18 protein-coding genes and 3 pseudogenes are annotated in these 18,507 nt (G+C 71.5%); 9 read left to right on the top strand and 12 right to left on the bottom strand.

Going from position 1 to position 18,507, the window contains the following annotated elements; translation table 11 throughout:
- Positions 1-28: 28 nt before the first annotated feature.
- Positions 29-1,192 (top strand): ROK family transcriptional regulator, encoded by a 1,164-nt coding sequence (locus BOQ63_RS37215; RefSeq protein ID WP_030550746.1) that lies wholly within the window; start codon positions 29-31, stop codon positions 1,190-1,192.
- Between the two features lie 129 nt (positions 1,193-1,321).
- Here BOQ63_RS37215 and BOQ63_RS37210 read toward each other — a convergent pair whose 3' ends face one another.
- Positions 1,322-2,068, bottom strand: coding sequence for a GntR family transcriptional regulator (locus BOQ63_RS37210; protein ID WP_223886150.1), 747 nt, complete (start codon positions 2,066-2,068; stop codon positions 1,322-1,324).
- Positions 2,069-2,399: 331 nt separating this feature from the next.
- Between BOQ63_RS37210 and BOQ63_RS37205 the strand changes: the two genes are divergently transcribed.
- Positions 2,400-3,203, top strand: coding sequence for an exodeoxyribonuclease III (locus BOQ63_RS37205; RefSeq protein WP_030278922.1), 804 nt, complete (start codon positions 2,400-2,402; stop codon positions 3,201-3,203).
- Between the two features lie 71 nt (positions 3,204-3,274).
- Positions 3,275-3,421, top strand: coding sequence for a hypothetical protein (locus BOQ63_RS37200; protein WP_157846553.1), 147 nt, complete (start codon positions 3,275-3,277; stop codon positions 3,419-3,421).
- 210 nt (positions 3,422-3,631) lie between these two features.
- Here BOQ63_RS37200 and BOQ63_RS37195 read toward each other — a convergent pair whose 3' ends face one another.
- Entirely contained in the window at positions 3,632-3,826 is a 195-nt protein-coding gene (locus BOQ63_RS37195; protein ID WP_030278924.1) for a hypothetical protein, read from the bottom strand.
- 297 nt (positions 3,827-4,123) lie between these two features.
- Here BOQ63_RS37195 and BOQ63_RS37190 point away from each other — a divergent pair, with 297 nt between their 5' ends.
- Positions 4,124-4,429, top strand: a complete 306-nt coding sequence (locus tag BOQ63_RS37190; RefSeq protein WP_223886149.1) for a carboxymuconolactone decarboxylase family protein — start codon at positions 4,124-4,126, stop codon at positions 4,427-4,429.
- A gap of 110 nt (positions 4,430-4,539) precedes the next feature.
- Here BOQ63_RS37190 and BOQ63_RS37185 read toward each other — a convergent pair whose 3' ends face one another.
- The 4 genes and pseudogenes from BOQ63_RS37185 to BOQ63_RS37170 form a co-directional block, all read right to left on the bottom strand.
- Positions 4,540-6,363 (bottom strand): glycoside hydrolase family 15 protein, encoded by a 1,824-nt coding sequence (locus BOQ63_RS37185; RefSeq protein WP_072655745.1) that lies wholly within the window; start codon positions 6,361-6,363, stop codon positions 4,540-4,542.
- 468 nt (positions 6,364-6,831) lie between these two features.
- Positions 6,832-8,120 (bottom strand): annotated as a pseudogene (locus tag BOQ63_RS37180) (dihydrolipoyl dehydrogenase family protein); the annotation flags it as partial.
- Positions 8,121-8,269: 149 nt separating this feature from the next.
- Positions 8,270-9,103 (bottom strand): SDR family NAD(P)-dependent oxidoreductase, encoded by an 834-nt coding sequence (locus BOQ63_RS37175; protein ID WP_223886148.1) that lies wholly within the window; start codon positions 9,101-9,103, stop codon positions 8,270-8,272.
- 466 nt (positions 9,104-9,569) lie between these two features.
- A complete protein-coding gene (locus tag BOQ63_RS37170; RefSeq protein ID WP_072656437.1) occupies positions 9,570-10,196 on the bottom strand; it encodes an isochorismatase family protein in 627 nt (208 codons plus the stop codon).
- Between the two features lie 324 nt (positions 10,197-10,520).
- On the opposite strand from BOQ63_RS37170, the pseudogene BOQ63_RS37165 reads away from it, so the two are divergent.
- Together BOQ63_RS37165 and BOQ63_RS37160 are read left to right on the top strand one after the other, a co-directional pair.
- Positions 10,521-11,473: pseudogene (locus BOQ63_RS37165) on the top strand (SDR family NAD(P)-dependent oxidoreductase).
- A 62-nt stretch (positions 11,474-11,535) separates the two neighbouring features.
- The gene (locus tag BOQ63_RS37160) at positions 11,536-11,712 is read left to right on the top strand and encodes a hypothetical protein (protein ID WP_167395831.1); all 177 of its coding nucleotides are present in this window, start codon (positions 11,536-11,538) and stop codon (positions 11,710-11,712) included.
- Positions 11,713-11,784: 72 nt separating this feature from the next.
- On the opposite strand, the gene BOQ63_RS37155 is transcribed toward BOQ63_RS37160, so the two are convergent.
- A complete protein-coding gene (locus BOQ63_RS37155; RefSeq protein WP_072655744.1) occupies positions 11,785-13,245 on the bottom strand; it encodes a carboxylesterase/lipase family protein in 1,461 nt (486 codons plus the stop codon).
- A gap of 120 nt (positions 13,246-13,365) precedes the next feature.
- On the opposite strand from BOQ63_RS37155, the gene BOQ63_RS37150 reads away from it, so the two are divergent.
- Complete coding sequence (locus tag BOQ63_RS37150) at positions 13,366-14,343, top strand: Lrp/AsnC family transcriptional regulator (RefSeq protein WP_072655743.1); 978 nt, start codon at positions 13,366-13,368, stop codon at positions 14,341-14,343.
- A gap of 262 nt (positions 14,344-14,605) precedes the next feature.
- On the opposite strand, the gene BOQ63_RS37145 is transcribed toward BOQ63_RS37150, so the two are convergent.
- From BOQ63_RS37145 to BOQ63_RS37125, 5 genes and pseudogenes are all read right to left on the bottom strand, one after another.
- Entirely contained in the window at positions 14,606-14,812 is a 207-nt protein-coding gene (locus BOQ63_RS37145) for a hypothetical protein (protein ID WP_030550754.1), read from the bottom strand.
- Between the two features lie 237 nt (positions 14,813-15,049).
- Positions 15,050-15,667, bottom strand: a complete 618-nt coding sequence (locus BOQ63_RS37140) for a PASTA domain-containing protein (RefSeq protein ID WP_030278944.1) — start codon at positions 15,665-15,667, stop codon at positions 15,050-15,052.
- Complete coding sequence (locus BOQ63_RS37135; RefSeq protein WP_454130581.1) at positions 15,667-16,509, bottom strand: SigE family RNA polymerase sigma factor; 843 nt, start codon at positions 16,507-16,509, stop codon at positions 15,667-15,669. The genes BOQ63_RS37140 and BOQ63_RS37135 overlap by 1 nt, the downstream gene beginning before the upstream one ends.
- Positions 16,498-16,788, bottom strand: a pseudogene (locus BOQ63_RS37130) (response regulator); the annotation flags it as partial. The pseudogene BOQ63_RS37130 and the gene BOQ63_RS37135, both read right to left, overlap by 12 nt.
- Positions 16,789-16,839: 51 nt before the next feature.
- A complete protein-coding gene (locus BOQ63_RS37125; protein ID WP_223886147.1) occupies positions 16,840-17,388 on the bottom strand; it encodes a MarR family winged helix-turn-helix transcriptional regulator in 549 nt (182 codons plus the stop codon).
- Positions 17,389-17,419: 31 nt separating this feature from the next.
- On the opposite strand from BOQ63_RS37125, the gene BOQ63_RS37120 reads away from it, so the two are divergent.
- On the top strand, positions 17,420-17,800 hold the full coding sequence (locus tag BOQ63_RS37120; RefSeq protein ID WP_030278953.1) for a cupin domain-containing protein: 381 nt from the start codon (positions 17,420-17,422) through the stop codon (positions 17,798-17,800).
- 16 nt (positions 17,801-17,816) lie between these two features.
- A complete protein-coding gene (locus BOQ63_RS37115; protein ID WP_072655742.1) occupies positions 17,817-18,410 on the top strand; it encodes a nuclear transport factor 2 family protein in 594 nt (197 codons plus the stop codon).
- Positions 18,411-18,507 lie beyond the last annotated feature (97 nt).

Raw genomic sequence — 18,507 nt, 5'->3', positions numbered from 1 at the left:
AGTCGCGCGAACGGCGAAGGGCATCGCATTGGCGGATCGGCTCACCGGAGGAGACTCCTCGCTGCTGCGGCGGATCAACGCGGCGGTCACGCTTCGGGCGCTGCGGACCGGCCATTCCGTGACCCTCACTCAGCTCGTCGGCGAGACCGGGCTCTCCCGGCCGACCGTCGAGGGCGTGATCGAGGGCCTGGTCGAGACCGGACTGGTCGCCGAGGTCGAGCAGCCCCGGGAGGACGGCCAGCCGGGCACCGGCCGCCGCGGCCGCCCGGCCCGCTGGTTCCGCTTCCGCGCCGAGGCCGGGCACATCCTCGGCATCGAGATCGGCGTGCACGACATCCGGGTCATCCTCGCCGACCTCACCGGCGAGGTGGTGGGCAGTCACTTCAAGCCGGTCGACGAGACCCTGGACGCGGAGGAGCGGCTCACCGCCGTCCGCGCCGCCGTCGCCGAGGTCCTGCGCAAGGCGGGCATCTCCCGGGACAACCTGTGGGCCGTCGGCATCGGCACCCCCGGCATCGTCGACCGCGAGGGCACCATCCGGCTCGGCACCGCGATGCCCGGCTGGACCGGCCTCGACCTCGGCGCCCGACTGCGGCGCTCCTTCCGCTGCCCCGTCCTGATCGAGAACGACGCCAACCTCGCCGCCATCGCCGAACACTGGCAGGGCGCGGCCGTCGGCGCCGACGACGTGGTCTTCGTGATGGCCGGCCTCAGCCCCGGCGCCGGATCGCTCATCAACGGCAAGCTCCACCGCGGCTACGGCGGCGCCGCCGGCGAGATCGGCGCCCTGCACCTGCTCGGCCAGGAAGTCACCCCGGAGAAGCTGCTCTCCACCACCGGCAAGCCGCTCAACCCCCTCGACGAGGCCGCCGTCGCCCGCGTCCTGCGGCTCGCCCGGGAGGGCGACGAGGTCGCCAAGGTCGCCATGGACCGCTTCCTGACCAGGCTCGTCCAGGGCGTCGCCGCCCTGGTCCTCGCCATCGACCCCCAGCTGGTGGTCATCGGTGGCTGGGCGGCCGGCCTGGACGGCGTCCTGGAGCCGCTGCGCGAGCGGCTGGCCCAGTTCACCCTGCGGGCGCCGGAGGTGGCGCTGGCCGCGCTCGGCTCGGAGGTCGTCTCCATGGGCGCCCTGCGCGTCGCCCTGGACCACGTGGAGGACCAGCTCTTCGCGGTGGACCCGCCCCGTGTGTGAGCCGGACCCACCCCAGGCCCGGAGGTCGGGCGCGGGGGTCGAAGGTCGGGGACCGGAGGCCAGACAACGACAGCGGCCCGGACGCCAGTTGGCGTCCGGGCCGCTGTCCGAGGGTGGGTGCGGAATGGTTCAGGAGGCGGTGCGGACCTCGGAGGTCGCGGCGACCGGGGTGACCTCGACCAGGCCGGTCTCGCCGAAGGTCAGCTTGCAGGTGTCCGCGCGGTAGGTGGAGACCGCGAGCGCCACCAGGCGGCCGGCCGAGGCGTACTGGGTGGTCATGACCAGCACCGGGGTGCCCGGGGGGCGCTCCAGCAGGGCGGCCTCGTCGGCCTCGGCGACACCGAGCTCGACGGCGCGGGACTCACCGTCCACCTCCAGACGCTCCAGCTGACGCAGCACCGAGCGGGCCCGGTCGCTCTCGGCCCGGAAGCCGGGCAGGTGCGGCAGCGCGGAGGCCGGGACGTGCAGCGACTCGGTCGCCATCGCACGGCCCTCGACCAGGCGGACCCGGCGGACGGTGTGCACGGTGGCGCCCTCGGCGATGCCCAGGCCCTTGGCCAGCTGCGCGGAGGCCGGGGCGGTGGTGCAGTCCACCGTGCGCCAGGCCTGGCTGCGGCCGGCTCCGGGCCAGCCCTCCTCCTGCCGGTTGACCGGGACGCCGACCCGCGGGGCGGCGATCAGGGTGCCGATCCCCCGGCGACGGACCAGCCGGCCCTCAAGCTCCAGCTGGTCCAGGGCCTGCCGCAGCGTCGCCCGGGCGACACCGAAGCGGGCGGAGAGGTCGCGCTCGTTCGGCAGGACCTCGCCGGTGGAGAACTCCGAGTCGATGGCCCGCAGCAGCACCGTGCGCAGATGCCAGTACTTCGGTTCCGGCACCGCCGAAAGCTGTCCCGTCGTCCCGACCGTGCCCACCGTGTCCTCCACCTGGTCTGTCCGCCCTACGACAAGGAGGGCGGAACCCGGGCCCGCTGCCCGCTGTTGCGGCAGGTGGGAGAGCGAGCCTTTATCCGTCCTTCTTTATTAAAGGTCCTTGCAGTAAGCGACCCTAGGGGCTGCCTCCGGAGATGGTCAAGACCAATGGCACGGCTTGATACGACCGTCGCGAACATTCATGCCACGTTCACGACAGCCCGCGCCGGCGCCGTGCCACGACCCCCGCCGCGCGTCACGGTTCGGGACGGACACGACCAATGGGTAGGCTGCCCGGGTGATCGTGGTGACGAGTGTGAACGTGAACGGAATCCGGGCGGCCGCCAAGAAGGGCTTCGTCGAGTGGCTGGCCGGAACGGAGGCGGACGTGATCTGCCTCCAGGAGGTGCGCTCCGAGCCCGGGCAGCTGCCCGTCGAACTGCGCGACCTGGACGGCTGGCACGCGGTCTGGGCCCCCTCCGTCGCCAAGGGCCGGGCCGGCGTCGCCATCCTCTCCCGCCAGGAACCGCAGCGCACCGCGATCGGATTCGGATCCGAAGAATTCGACAATTCCGGCCGCTACGTCGAGATCGACCTCCCGGGCCTGACCGTCGCCAGTCTCTACCTGCCCTCCGGCGAGGTCGGCACCGAGCGCCAGGATGAGAAGGAACGCTTCATGGTGGAGTTCCTCGTCCACCTCACCGCCCTGCGCGCCCGCGCCACCGCCGCCGGCCGCGAGGTCGTGGTCTGCGGCGACTGGAACATCGCCCACCGCCCCGAGGACCTCAAGAACTGGAAGGCCAACCAGAAGTCCGCCGGCTTCCTCCCCGAGGAACGCGCCTGGCTCTCCCGCGTCTACGACGAGGCCGGCTACGTCGACGTCGTCCGCGCCCTCCACCCCGACCGCACCGGCCCCTACACCTGGTGGTCCTACCGCGGCCGCGCCTTCGACAACGACTCCGGCTGGCGAATCGACATGATTTGTACAACGGGGGGTATCGCACGCCGAGCCACGAAGGCATACGTGGAGCGGCCCGCCTCCCACGCCGAGCGGTGGTCTGACCACGCGCCGGTCACGGCGCACTTCGATTACGAGGCCTGAGCCGGCGTAGTCAGCCCGGCCGCCCGGCGAACCTTGGACCCGGCATCATCCAGTCCAAGGAGGAATCACCGATGGGACAGCGCAGGAGCAGGGGCCGGGTCTACCGCCGGTGCGGTTGCCAGGACGAGAACAGGAAGCAGCTCGGCCCGTGGTGCCCGCAGCTGATCGCGGACGCCAAGCACGGTACGTGGACGTACGCCGTCGACCTCGCCCCCTAGGACGGCCGTCGCCGCACCCGCCGCCGCGGTGGCTTCGCCACCCACGCGGAAGCCGCCCGGGAGATGGCACGGGTGCTGGACGGTGAGCTGCGCGGGGTCTACGAGGACCGCTGCACAACGGTGGCCGGCTACCTGCGCGAGTGGCTTGCCGATCCCGCAAGCGCCCACGGCCAGGGCCGAGCCCCTGGCCGGTCCGGTGTTCGCGTGGCTTCAGCCGGACGCGGTCGGCATCGCGCTCGTGGGGACGGGTTGGTGGAGCATCGTCCACACCGCCGCGGTCACCAGGGCCTGCTCGGCGGCTCCGGCTTCGGGTTCGGCCAGTCCGAAGATGGTGGAGGTGAACACCGAGACGGTGCGGCGGCCGGTGGCGTCGGTGTAGTCCTCGCTGGAGTAGCTGGGAACCACGCCCCACGACAGCCTCGGTCCTTCTGGCCAACCACGGCCTGCTGGTGTTCGGCCCGGACGCGGCTGCCGTCGGCCCCCTCGTGGTGGCGATCGAGGAAAGGGCCGAGGCCGAGATCGCCGCGGCAGCGATCGGCGGGGCCGTGAACTTCCCCGAAGGCGCCCTGAAGGCTGTCCGAGCCTCGATCGCACGAGTTTCGTCATGACGGATGACATCTTCACGCAGCGTTCCGAGGTTCTGCGGGATCGCTACCGCTCGACGCTCGGAGTCGTCCCGGGTGGGGGGAGGACCGTTTGCGGGTGGCTCAAGCCTTCGGCCAGCTCCCTACGGAGGAGGCGTTCGCGGCACTGCGGCACATCGTGCTGACCGACAGTCCACTCGGCGGGCGGGTACAGCAGCTGGTCCACTTCGGGCAGCTGCTGGCTCTCGGCCGGGCAGAACCCGCCCGGATCCACGCCCGGGGAGCGCTCCATGCGGGCGCCGGCATCGCCGACCTCATCGGCGTCGCCGAGACCTCGCTCATCACCTCCGGCACGCCGGCCTACGCGCTCGGCATCGAGATCATCGTCGAACTCCTGCAGGCCGAAGACGGCAGGGCAGGCTGACCGGAAGCCTCTGCCGGCCATTCGCCGCTGCCGGTGACGAGGCAACACCACCGGCACGGAGAACGGGTGGCTTCCGTTCGTGCTGCACGCCGTGGACACGTGTCGTTCACCTACTGGGCGCGCATCGTTTGTCGCTCGGCATCGCGGATAGCGCGAGCGGCGTTGATGAGCCCGATGTGGCTGAAGGCTTGGGGGAAGTTGCCGAGTGCCTCTGCCGTGGTGGAGTCGGTCTCCTCGGCCATCAGGCCGAGGTCGTTGGCGTGTGCGAGGGCGGCCTGGAAGGCGTGTCGTGCGCGGGTGGTGTGGCCGGTGAGGGCGAGGGCTTGGGCAAGCCAGAAGGTGCACAGCAGGAAGGTGCCTTCTTCTTCCCGCAGCTCGTCGGTGAGGTAGCGGCGGACCAGGCCGTTGCGGTCGGTCAGTTGGGTGGCGATGGCGAACACGGTGGATTGGACGCGGGGGTCGTGCGGTGGTAGGAAGCCGACGATGGGCAGCATCAGCACGGAGGCGTCGAGGTCGTCGCTGTCGAATGCCTGAGTGAAGGCGCCCAGGTCGGAGTTCCAACCACGTCGTTCGATGGCTTGGCGGATCTGGTCGCGCTCGTGCTGCCAGTGGGGCAGGCGTTCGTCGGCCTGGAGGGCGGGGGCCATGGCGATGGCGCGGTCCAGGGCGACCCAGCACATCAGTTTCGAGTGGAGGAAGTGTCTGCTGGGTCCGCGTCTTTCCCAGATGCCCTGATCCGGTTGGGGCCACCGTTGGGCGGCTGCCTCGGCCGCATGGAGCAGGAGGGTGCGTGTGGCCGGGTCGAGGGGCTCACCGGGCGGGAGGGTCTGGTGGGCGGCGTCGAGGAGTTCGCCGTAGACGTCGAGTTGGCGTTGGCGCCAGGCGTCGTTGCCGATTCGAACGGGGCGGCTGTTGCGCCAGCCGGTCAGGTGGGGCAGGAGCCGCTCGCTCAGGTCGCGTTCCCCGCCGATGCCGTACATGATCTGCAGGTCGACGCCGCGGTCGAGTTGGGTTGCCGCGGCCCGGGCGAGGAAGCCGAAGAAGCGGTTCTTCTCCTTGTCGCAGGCGGCCGTGGCAAGCGCCTGAAGGGTGAAGCTCGCGTCGCGGACCCAGGTGTAGCGGTAGTCCCAGTTGCGCGTCCCGCCCGTTGTCTCGGGCAGGGAGGTGGTGGGCGCGGCGACGATGGCTCCGGTGGGCGCGAAGGTCAGGGCTCGCAGCACGCGTCCGCTGTGGCCCACCTCGTCCTGCCAGGGGCCGACGTAGCCGCGGTGGAGCTTCGACCAGGAGCGCCAGCCGTCGATGGTGTCGGACATGCGGCGCCGGATCCGCCCCGCCCGCCAGCCCACCGGCTCCCTTTCCCACGCCGGTTCGACGTGCAGGGCGAATTCGAGGCGGTGCCCCGCCGAGAGCGGGATTCGGCCGTGCGCTGTGGAGCCGCTCACCCGCAGGTCGACGGGGCTCGACAGCAGCAGAACATGGGCGCCCCCGTATGCCGCGAGCCCGCCTCGCACGGTCGAGAGCAGTGGGTGGACGAGTCCGAACTCCGGGCGCGGGGCGTAGGCGATCTCGATGTTCACCCACCCTTCGGTGCAGGTGATCTGCCGCAGGAGCGTTCCGGGGGAATTGGTGCCGAGCGCGTGCCCGCGTTCGCGCCGCCCCAGGGCAAGGGCATCGTGCAGGACCGCCGTACCCGCGGTCGTGCGGAAGGTCGTCTCCAGAACAAGGGTGTCTTCGACGTAGCGGCGGCTGATGTCGACCGAGCCGGTAGGGCGGATGGACCAGTGGCCGGCGTCCTCGTCGAGGAGTCGGGCGAAGATCGCCGCGCTGTCGAACCGGGGCAGGCACAACCAGTCCACCGAGCCGTCGCAGGTGACCAGCGCGGCCGAGCGGCAGTCGGACAGCAACGCGTGGTCACCGATCGGTCGCGCACTCATGCGTCGCAGCCCGTCCACCTCGGACCGGACGCGGCCCCGCCGGGACGACGTGAGCAGTCGCCTGCGCCGCAGAGCTCTCCAGGCGCCTGACGAGTGTCATTGATCCCAGCCTCCCTGCACGGCGGATTCACCCCCACCCAATCACCACGATCGGTGGATCGCACGTGCCGGCCGCCGACGGCTGCCCCGACCGGGTGGCACGACCTGGTGCCGCGCCCCACTCTCGGTGCCGGGCCGGCCTACGTCGTATCTCCTCAACGTCATGGTGCGGCGTCACGACCCGCTGCGGGTCGTTTTGGTGGCGCGGGCGGCTCGATGGACGCGGCGGAGTTTGAGTGCGAGGGCCAGTGCGGAGGCGGCGAAGAGCACGGCGGTGATGGCCAGCCATCGGCCGAGGTAGACGTCTTCGGGCAGTCGTGCGGCACCGGCGTAGGGGATCGACAGGTCGAGGATGAGGGGGAACCAGACGAGCAGGACCTCCCGATCGAGGTCGACCACCATCCGCGCGTGACCACGGTAGTCGTCGGCGTGGAGATTGGCGCCCTGGGCGGCGGTGAAGTCGAGGTCGACGACCTTGACGCGGTGGCCGGACCGGGCCGCCTGCTCGGCGGTCAGGCCCACGGCGGCCGCCTCGGGGTCGGTGAAGAACACCTGGGGCACGGCGTGCTGGTCGGCGGTGGTGGCGTGGTCACCCCACGGGCCGTCGTCCAGGGGCAGGCCCGCGGCGCGGGCGCCGATGGCGTCGCCGGCGGGCCGCGCCTGGTACTTGCCCTGGTGGGTGAGCAGGGCCCGGTGGTTGACGTCGCCCACGGCGTACAGCCACGCGCCGTCGACCCCGCGGACCAGGCACGTGGTGTCCACCTCCAGCCACGTGCCCGGAAAGAGACCGACCGTGTCCAGGCCGATGTCCTCGGTGCCGGGGGCCCGACCGGTGGCGAACATGACCTCGTCGGCCCGCAGGTCGCTGCCGTCGTCGAGGGTGAGGGTGACAGGCCCGGCGGGGTCCGGGCGGCGCACGGCGGCGACCTGGGTGCCGATCCGCACGTCCACGCCCGCCTGGGTGAGGCTGTGTGCGACGAGCTCGCCCGCGAAGGGTTCCATGCGGGAGACCAGGCGGCGGCGGGCGAGCAGGGTGACCTGGGAGCCCAGGCCCTGCCAGAGGGTGGCCATCTCGATGGCGCCGCCGCCGCCCCCGACGATGGCGAGCCGGCCGGGCACGGTGCTGGAGTCGGTGCCGTGCCGGTTCGTCCAGGGCCGGACCTCCCCGATGCCCGGGAGGTCGGGCAGCAGCGGCCGACTGCCGGTGGCGATGGCGACTGCGTGCCGGGCGGTGAGGGTGAGGCGTTCGCCGTCGTCCCCGGTGACCGTGATGCGGCGAGGGCCGTCGAGGCGGCCGTGACCGCGGAAGAGGTCGGCACCGATGGACTTCACCCACTCGGCCTGTCCGGTGTCGTCCCAGTCGCTGACGTAATGGTCGGGCGGGCGAAGACCCGGTCGGTGTCGAGCGGACCGGTGACGGCCTGCCGGGCTCCGTCCACGCGGCGGGCGTCGGCGAGAGCGATGACCGGCCGCAGTAGGGCCTTGCTGGGGGCGCAGGCCCAGTAGGAACATTCGCCGCCGACCAGTTCACGCTCCACGACGGCCACGGTGAGGCCGGCGGCGCGGGCACGGTCGGCGACGTTCTGGCCGACCGGACCGGCACCCAGCACGACCACGTCATAGGCGCCGCTCTCCTGGTGATCACGTGCTTCGCTCATCGCTCCCTCACATCCGGTCGGGGCCGGCGGGGCCACATCCCCGGGTCATGTAACGCGCGGTGCGCGCACGGCCGTCATGCCTGGCCGCAGCAGCGGCCATCTGTGCTCCTCATAGCCGTACTCGGGCCGTGACCGGCCTCTGACCCGGTTCACGGGCTCGGGAACAGGGGCCCGCCGGCCATGAGGCCGCCGTCGACCAGGAGGATGTGCCCGGTGACGTAGCTCGCCTCGGCCGAGCCCAGGAAGCGGACAGTCTCGGCGATCTCCTCCGGGGTACCCGCCCGGTGCATGGGCAGCACCGAATCGACCGCGTCACGCGCCGCGTCGTCGCCGGTGAACCGCTCGTACATGGCGGTCCGGGTGAATCCGGGCGCGACCGCGTTGACGCGGACACCGTGAGCGGCGCCTTCGAGTGCGGCCGCCTTGGTGATGCCGGCGACGGCATGCTTGCTGCCGACGTAGAGGGCCGCCTCGGGGTAGCCCATCAGGCCGAAGCAGGAACTGACGTTGACGATGCTGCCGCCGCCCTGTTCCCTCATGACCCGGAACTCGTGTTTCAGGCAGAACAGCGTCCCCTTGACGTTGGTGTCGAAGATGCCTTGGTAACGCTCGTCGGTCACCTCGCCGACGGGGCACGGCGTTCCCTCGGTGCCGGCGTTGTTGACGGCGACGTCGAGCCGTCCGAACCGCGCGACCGCGCGGTCGACGAGCTCCTCCACCTCGGCGTCGAAGCGGACGTCGGCACGCACGAACTCAGCCTGGGCGCCGAGGTCGGCCAGTTCCCTGACGAGTTGCTCACCCACGTCCTCATGGCGGCCGGAGACCACCAGGTTCGCGCCCTGACGGGCGTAAGCGACGGCGGTGGCACGGCCGATACCGGTGAGCGCGCCCGTGACGAGGACGACAGGATCAGACAACGCGAGGGTCCTTTCTCCAACCACACAGGTGAATGACGGGCAAGCGGTGCGGAACCCGGACGACACCGGGCTCCTCTTCGGGCCGTGCTATCCCCCGGTACCCCCGTGCAAGGAAGGTGTCCCAACCGGACGACAGCCGCATCGGACCAACCGCCGCATCCGTCGAACGGCGGCACTTGATGCCCTGCATGGCCCACGGCAACCGGGGCAGAGGACCCACAGGCGGTCACCCGAGCGGAGGGAGACCGCGGCTTCGAACCGGAGCCGCCATGGGAGGCAGAGCGGGGAACGATCCGCACGCTGGAACGCGCTCGCGGGACAACTCTCCGGCTCTCTCGTTCCTCGAAGCCCGCGCGAGCGCGCCCTCCCGGTAGCGGCAGTCGCCCATCCAGCGCGGACGCGAGGGCGTCCATGAGCCCGTCACGCGCTCGCCACGTCGGCGGGATCCGCAGCGGTGAACTTTCCGCTCCGCGCGCGGGAGTACCGGACTCGCGCGAGCCCTGCCGGTCCTACATTGCTGCTTCCGTGGCCTCTATGCCTGGTAGGCCGCGGAGATCTGGCCGACCAGGACGGCGAACGGCATGTCGAGGGCGGCGTAGACGGCGCCGGACTCGGGGGCGGCGTTGTCGGCCAGCGCCTCGACCATGAGGGTGGCGTAGTCGCTGACGACCACGCCCGCCTGCTGCATGCGCAGCAGTCCGGCCTCCCGCTTCGTCCGGCTGAAGGTGCCGGAGGCGTCCACGGCGACGTACGCGTCGTGCCCGGCCGCTGTCGCGGCGATCGCCGGCAGTGCCGCGCATACCTCCAGGGACACCCCTGCGAAGATCAGTTTCTGCCGTCTGGTGGCCTCGACGGCCTCGCGGACCCTGCCGTCGTGCCAGGCGTTGACCGTGCTCCGGTCGATGATCTTCTGCCCGGTGGGCAGGGCCTGGACCAGTTCGGGGAAGGTCGGCCCCCACATGCTCTCGGCCGCGGTGGTGGTCACGACCAGCGGAACGTCCAGCGCGGTCGCCGCCTTCGCCAGCGCTACCACGTTGTGCTTCAGCTCGCCCAGGGGGATGTCCCGGACGCCGGACAGGAGGCCCACCTGGTGGTCGACCAGCACCACGGCGGCGTTCTCCCGGGTGATCGGTTCCAGGAACTTGCTGCGTTCGCTCATCTTCCGCTCCTTCGGGTTCGGTTGCTTGATCAGTTGCGACATCTGATGGTCAAACCTTGAGGGCGCTGCGGACTCTCCGCCCACTGAAAACCGCGCCGCGTTCAGTGGGCACTTGAGGCGCAACCCAGTGGGTGGTTCAGCGGGTCTTGCTGGGCGGCGTCCTCGATAAGGCCCGTGCGGCCACCTCGATCAAGCGGTCGCGGTTGCGGCGCGCGTCGGCGCGCAGCGGCCGGGGGTTGGCGGCGGTCACGGCGATTCCTCCTCCTGCCCCGCGGGCGGTCGGCCACCTACTCCGTTCGAACGCGGGTCGGTTGCAAGCGGAGGATCCTCCGTCCCCCCGCTCGCTTCACCACGCCCTTCGGCGCCGAGTCGACCGCCGCCGAGGTCATCGCGGGCGTCGACCTGACCGGCCGCCGCGCCGTCGTCACCGGCGGGGCCTCCGGCATCGGCGTCGAGACCGCGCGTGCCCTCGCCTCGGCGGGCGCCCAGGTCACCCTCGCCGTCCGGGACCTCGCCGTAGGCGCCCGCACCACCGAGGACATCACCGCGACCACCGGCAACAAGGACATCCACGTCCATCCCCTGGACCTGGCCGACCAGGCCTCCGTCGCCGCGTTCACCGCCGCCTGGGACGGGCCGCTGCACATCCTGGTCAACAACGCCGGCGTGATGGCCTCGCCCGAGCTCCGCACACCGGAGGGCTGGGAGCTCCAGTTCGCCACCAACCACCTCGGGCACTTCGCACTGTCCACCGGCCTGCACGCGGCCCTGGCGCAGGACGGCGGCGCGTCGTGGCCGTCAGCTCCAGCGCCCACCACCGCTCCCCCGTCGTCTTCGACGACATCCACTTCCGCGAGCGCCCCTACGAGCCCTGGTCCGCCTACGGCCAGTCCAAGACCGCCAACGTCCTGTTTGCGGTCGAGGCCGCCAAGCGCTGGGCCGCGGACGGCATCACCGCCAACGCCCTGATGCCCGGCGGAATCCGCACCAACCTCCAGCGCCACGTCTCCGACGAGGAGCTAGCCCGGCTGCGCGCCCAGGCCGCCGGCGGCACGGAGCTGAAGTGGAAGACCACGGAGCAGGGCGCGGCGACCTCCGTCCTGCTCGCGGCCTCGCCACTGCTGGAGGGCGTCAGCGGCCGCTACTTCGAGGACTGCAACGAAGCCGTCCGCGGCGAACTCGGCGCCCGCACCGGCGTCGCCGAATACGCACTCGACACCGAGGCGGCCACCCTGCTCTGGCAGGTCTCGCACGACACCCTGGGCACCCGCGACTGACTCCCCCTGCCCCGAGAAGGACGGCGGACAAAACCGCCCTCGTCGGGGTGGCGCGGCGGGCCATGGCCGCCGTCCACCGCCAGGCCGACCACCAGTCGTCCCTGCTCCCGCCGGACGCGCCACCGGAGGGGCGCGTCTTCGCCACCGTCGACGGCGCGCCGCTGCGGCCCCAGCACAGCGGTGGGGATCCGCAGCATCAGGTGGCCACGCACTGGCCGGTCTCGCGCTGGAGCCACTGAACCGGCAATGAGCCGCTGTCGGCACCAACGCCGGCCTCCTGGGACCCGGGAGGCCGGATGGCGAGGCGCGTATCAGGCGAAGTGCCGGATACTCGTCGGGTCTGCGGATGCGTACGGCTGCCACCCGTCCGTGGCGGGCCGCCCGGTGGCTGTGAAGGCCGCTGCCGCGCGGGAGAAGGTATCACCGAGAGCGCGGGCGGCGGCGGTGGCCTCGCCGAGCATGGGGCTGTCGGGGTAGGCGTCGAAGGTGTTGAAGAAGAAGGGGAGTTCGACGCAGTGCGCGGCCCCCAGAGGCGCGGGGTCGCCGGCCGGGGCGTGGTCGAACTGGTAAACGTAGGCCGGGTTGTCGGCCGCGGCATGGTGGTCGGCGATGGCGATGGTCCCGTCACGGAAGACGAGTTCCGTCGCGACCTCGGTCAGGACCTCGCTCGGTGCCGCGCCCGGGAGCCGGGCGGCGGCGCGGTCGAACCGCTCGGCGCCGCCGCCGGTCTGTCCGGCCACGATCGAGCGGGCCTGGCCGGCCGTGATGGCTCGGATGCGCGGGTCGAACGCGAAGAACGAGGTCATCTCGTTCCTGGTGGTGCCGGTCAGCAGGTCCTTGCCGTCGAGCCGTCCGGTGGCCACGGCCTGCTGCCAGGCCACCGGCATGCCGGTGGCGCCGAGGACGGGGTACATCGGCGGGGCGACGTTGCCCGGGCGGGAGAGGTCCTGGGAGAGCTGTTGGTAGGCGGCCAGGAGCTGCACGACCGGGACGGCGCGCAGCGCGGCGCGCGGGTCCGGGCTGCCGTTCAGCCCGAGGAGGTCGAGGTAGCTGCGGGCGTGGTCGGCGGCTTCCTCGGGGTCTTGCGGGCCGAGCCCGAACGGGCCGCTCTGGGTGATGAGGCGGTTGATGTGCGGGCCGGTGACCGGGGAGAGGGCGAGGTAGAGGGCGGAGAACGCTCCGGCGGACTGGCCGCCGACGGTGAGGTTGTCGGGGTCGCCGCCGAAGGATGCGATGTTGCGACGCACCCAGGCGAGGGCGGCTGCCTGGTCCTGCACGCCGAGGTTCTCGATGCCGTGTTCCGGCAGGTAGAGGTAGCCGAGTGGGCCGAGACGGTAGTTGGCGGTGACGACGACGATCTCGCCGGCAGCGGCCAGGTTGCGGCCGTCGTACCAGTCCCAGCCACCGGATCCGCTGGTGAACCCGCCGCCGTGGAACCACAGCAGGACCGGCAGGGCGCGCGGGGCTGCGCCGTCGGCCGGCAGGCTCGGGGTCCACACGTTGAGGGTGAGCGAGCCGTCCTCGTTCCAGTCGGGCGTGCGCCGTCCCATGACCGCTTCCAGACGGGAGGGGCTCTGCGGGACGGACGGGCCGGGGCGGTCGGCGTCGCGCAGGCCCGGCCATCTCGGGTGCTGCGCGGGGGCGGCGAAACGCCGCTCTCCCACCGGCGAAGCCGCGTAGGGGACGCCGCGGAAGGCGGCGACGCCGTCCTCGGCAGTGCCTCGGACGCTGCCCGACTCGGTGGTCACCACGGGGCGCTCGATCAGGTCCATGGGTATCGCCTTCCTTGCCGGAGCGGGGATGGCTCTGGTCTATCGTCGAGCAACGGAAAGCCGCGATAGACCCTGCATCGCTGCGTGATGTACGCCAGAAGTCATGGGATTCTGCTGGATATGGGACATGTCAGAGCGGAGCTGGACGAGACGGAGCGACGGATCGCCGCGGTGCTGATGGCGTCGCCGCGAGCGTCCTGGCGAACGGTCGCCAGGACCCTCGGCCTCTCCGAGCGCACGGTCGTGCGCCGCGCGACGCCGCTGCTGCACGACGGCACGCTGCGGCCCACCGCGGTGCGCAATCCCGACCGCTTTCCGCACCTGATCCCGATGGCTTTGCGGATCCGGTGCCGCCCCAGCCGCATCAGGGCGATCGCCGCGGGGCTCGCGCGCCGGGCCGACACGGTGTGGGTCGACATCCTCGGCGGAGGGGACGAGATCAGCAGCGTGCTCTTCCTCGACGGACCCCAGGCCCGCACCTCACTCCTGCTGCGCGACCTGCCCGCCACCACCGACGTCCAGTCCTGGGACGCCTACGACCTGATGAAGGTGTTCCCCGCGGGGTTCGCCTGGAGCGGGGGACTGCTGACCACCGATCAGTTCGACTCCCTCACCCCCATCCTGCGCGAGCCCGGCGCCGCGCCCGAGATCCAACCGCTGGACGAGGCACTCATCGACCAGCTGGCCACCAACGCACGCGCCGGCTACGACGACCTGGCCACCCGACTGGGCACCTCGGCCTCGACCGTGCGCCGTCGCCTGGACCTGCTCACCTCCGGGCACATGGTCCGACTGGCGTGCGAACTGGACCTGAGACTGCTGGGCATCGGCACCGAGGCGCTGCTGTGGATCGCCACCGGCCCCGGCAGCCTGGAAGCGATCGGACACGAGCTGAGCCGGCATCCGCAGGTACGGTTCGCCGCGGCGACGACCGGAACGGCGAACCTGCTGGTGGCCGTCGCAGCCGAGGACCTCGGCGGGCTCTACACCTTCCTGACCAGGACCGTCGGATCGATCGACGACACCCGCAGCCTGGAGGTGACCCGGATTCTCAGCACGGTCAAACGGACCGGTCGGATCCGCCCGCCCGACGCCTGACGACCGCCGCGCAGCCGATCTCGGGGCACGTGCGGCACCTGGGTGACGCGGCCGGCCGCCTGCTCCCACCTCGTCTACGACGGTGCGATCAGCCTGCCGTGGCCGGCGAGTTCACGGGGGGGTGCGGAGGATGAGCTTTCGGAAGATCTCGCGCGGGCCCCCTCCAACGCGGTGCGCCGGTGGCCCGTCATGAGGCGTCCGCAGCGCGCCGGTTCATGAGCGCGGTGGCCTGCAACGGGGTCTTGCGTGGCGTCGTTCGTCTTCAGCTCGCGGTCGGTGGACGGGATGCGGGTAGCTTTCCGTGCCGCACGGTGAGGTATCCGGCTGCGAGGAGCGCCAGCACGGTTGCGCATTCGGTGACGATGCTGATGAGCGCCTGCGGCGCGGGTTGCAGGCCATGCTCGATGCCGTCACCGCTCTCCCGGCGTCCGACCCCGGCGACGGCGACCGGGCCTCCGACCTGCCGCACCGGCCGTACGGCTCCTTGCCTGGTCCGGACAAGGAGCCGTACGGCACCTCCGCCGACACCTCCGCCCGCACCTCCACCAGCCCGCCGGGCAACGGGCCCGATTCGGCAGACCAGCGGCCCCGGACAAGGGGTCGCCGCCCCTTGGGCGCGGTGGGTACGGGTGGGCACGGGTCGGCAGAGACGGCCCGGGGCCCGCCGGGCACCGGGCCCGGCCGGGTCGGCGCCGGTTGAGCCTGCTCAGGGCTTCCCCTTCGAGACGAAGAGGACGACGGCCGAGTCCGGGGCGACGGCGGCACCGGGCCGTGGCTCCGTGTTGATCACCGCTCCGGCCGGGGTGTTCCAGTCGGTGAAGTCCTGGACGCGTCCGATCTTCAGTCCGGCCTCCGTGAGGATCTTCTCGGCCCGGTCCTGGGTCATGCCGAGGACCGCGGGGACGGTGACGGAGGCGTCGCCCGGCCCCGGTTCGCTGTGGGCGCTGGGCGAGGGCGTCCCGCTTCCCATCGGGACGCCGGGGGACGCGGTGGCGGTGGTGCCGGGGACGGGCGAGGGGGTGTTCGGGACGGCGGACGCGGTCGCGGAGACACCGGAAGCGGCGGCGTTGCGGCCGGTCGGCCGGCCGGAGTCGTGCAGGGCGAAGGCCGTGCCGGCCGTGAGCACGATGGCGGCCGCCGATGCCGTGACGGCGACGAGGCCGCGCCGTCGGCGAGTACGGTGCAGGATGGCGGTGCCGTCGAAGGCGGGGGGGTGTGCGTCGTTCGCGAAGTCGTCCATGGCCTGGATCAGTGCCTCTCTGAAGTCGGGGCCCGGCATGGGGCCGTGGTGTCCGGTCTGGTCGTCGGGCGGGAACGGGGTCATCACGCACCTTCGAACTGGGGCAGCGGGGCGGTTCGGTGGCCGTCCGGTGCGGGCGGAGGCGGTTCGGGCTGGGGCACCGCGGTGCGCAGTCTGGCCAGCCCGCGGGCGAGTTGCGAGCGTACGGAGCCGGGTGAGATCCGGAGCGCCTCGGCGATCTCCCGGTCCCCCATGTCGTGGAGGTAGTACAGCACCACGACGCTGCGCATCCCGATCGGCAGGGCGTGCAGTGCCTGCACCAGCTCGTCACGGAGATCCACCAGCCGGTACGGATCGCGGGGGTCGGCGTGCTCCACGTCGTGCGAACGCTCGCCGATCCGGCGGAGCCTGCGCCACCGGTCGTTGGCCAGGTTCACCACGATCCGGCGGACGTAGGCCTCCGGCGAGTCCGCGACGGCGACCCGGTTCCAGTGCCGGCACGCCTTTTCCAGGGCCTCCTGCAGCAGGTCCTCCGCACTGTCCTGACTTCCGGTCAGGATGTAGGCGGTCCGGAACAGCGCCGCCGAGCGCTGCTGGACGAACTCGACGAAGTCGATCCTCCGGGCATCCCTGCCGCGCCTGCCCAGCCTCACCAGCTGCACGCCGATGCACTCATGCTCTCCTCCTTTGATGTTCCCGCACCCATGACGGCCTTCCACCGCTGCATGCTGCACGGGCCCGCCCGAAGTGACACACATCACCCGCCCCAGTGGCCGGGACGGGAGCGGGAACGCCGACGCCCCCGCCGGGAACCTGTCAGGGTCGGTGGGGGCGTCGGGCCGCTGCGGCAGGCTGCACTCGCCCCGGTCCGGCGCGACGCCGACCGGGGGACGGCCGATGGTCGAGCGGCGGCCCGGCTCGGGCATCCGGGCGAACTGCTCGATGAGGCGCTTGGTGATCCCGGGGTCCAGCAGCGCCTCGCCCCGGGCGATCACCCGGATCGCCGCGACGAGTTCGGCGGGTGGGGTGTCCTTGAGAAGGAAACCGCTCGCTGCGGCGCGCAGGGCGTCGTGGACGTATTCGTCGAGGTCGAAGGTCGTCAGGACGAGCACGCGGACGTTCTTGTGGGCCGCGACGATCCGGCGGGTGGCCTCCAGCCCGTCGAGCTCGGGCATGCGGATGTCCATGAGGACGACGCCGTCCAGCACGATCGGATCTGGGGCATCGCCTGCGCGGGGCCGCCGCGCGCAGTCCGCTCACCACACGGGTCTGAACGAAACTTCCTGATCCGCGTGAACCGCGGCGATGTAAGTCCGCAGGTCCCGGTCGAGGGCGGCCAGGCGCTCGGTGCCGATGACGTCGGCCAGCTGTCCCTCGACCGTCGTCCACAGTTCGTCGGCCAGTTCCAGGTACTCGCGTCCGCGGGTGGTCAAAGCGAGCACCTGGGCCCGTTTGTCGGTGGTGTACGGGCGCCGTTCGACGTAGCCCCAGTCCTCCAGCTCCGCGACCGCCTTCGAGGTCGCCTGCTTCGTCACCCCGAGATGCGCCGCGAGGTCGACGGTCGTCGCATGCGGATGTGAGGCCAGATACCGGAAGGTGTATCCGTGTGCCGGACGCAGCGGCTCCCGGCCCCGCTCGGCCAGCAGGGCGTGGAACCGGTCGGTCATCGCGCGGTACGTCACGGCCAGCAGCAGCGGTACCTGGCCTGGGCGCGCTTCGGTGAAGTCGGGACTGGGCGGCACGGCGGCTCCCCAAACAAAGTAGTCAATCCAGTTGACCGATTCCTGAGATCGGCCTATCTTCATATGGTCAAGCTAGTTGACTATATCTCTGGGAGTGACCGGGCCCCTGACCCCCCTCGCCGACGCGCCCACATTCGAGCGCGACGGCTTCACCTTCCGCCCGCTTGCCGTCCCCTCCCGCGGCAGCACCGAGCTGGCCATCTGGGCGCTGGAACTGGCACCCGGCGTCCACAGCGAGACCCACAGCATGGACCGCGAAGAAGTCTTCGTGGTCATCGAAGGCAAGGTCTCGGCGACTGTCGCGGGCGAGGACGTACTCGCCGAGGCGGGCGACGCGATCATCGTGCCCGCTCACTCGACCCTGCAACTGCGCAACGGCTGCCCACACGATCCCGCCAAGCTCACGGCCGTGACCAGCGCTGGCATGAAGGCGACCGTCGGCGGGGTCACCTTCGCGCCGCCGTGGGCCCAGTGAACCGGCAGGAGCAACCATGAACGACGTCACCGCCGTGGCCCAGCTGGTCCTCCACGAACGCCGGGCTCGCGACCGCGGCTGGTGGGACCTCATGCGAGAGTGCCTGGCCCCGGATGCCGCAATACGCCTCAGCTGGTTCCGCGGACGGGGAGCGGCGTTCATCGCCGCGTCTCAGGAGATGGCCGCGCGCGGTGACGCCGCGACACATATCCTTTCCCCGGCGACGGTCGACGTCGTCGGCGACCGCGCAGTCGTCGAGATCGGCGCGGCCATCCACCTGCGCGGCGATCTCCACGGCGTCGAAGTGGACCTCACCTCACATGCGCGCCTGCTGTACCGCGCCGAACGCCGCGGCGGGCGCTGGCTGATCACCTCGCTCGATCCCGTATACGAGTACGACAGCCTCGCGCCCAGCACCCCTGGCACGGCCGTGTGGCTCGAAGCCGACGTTCTGGCACGGGCCCGACCCTCGTACCGCATGCTGACGTGCCTGCTCAGCGCCAAGGACTACACCATTGCCGACGACCTTTACGGAGACGACCGACCCGAACCGGTTCGCCAGCTGTACCGGACGCTGTTCGACTGGCTTCGCGCCGACACCAAGAAATGAACAACATCCCGGAAGCCTTGGCGCATGGCAGGGCCCCTGCCGCCTTCGCAGTCGAAGCCATCGCATCGGTCCTTACGGCCGGTCGACAGGCGGCCCT

It is taken from the genome of Streptomyces viridifaciens (assembly GCF_001888885.2).
In the GTDB taxonomy this organism is placed as follows: Bacteria; Actinomycetota; Actinomycetes; order Streptomycetales; family Streptomycetaceae; genus Kitasatospora; species Kitasatospora aureofaciens.
This window is presented reverse-complemented; position numbering and strand designations above follow the sequence as displayed.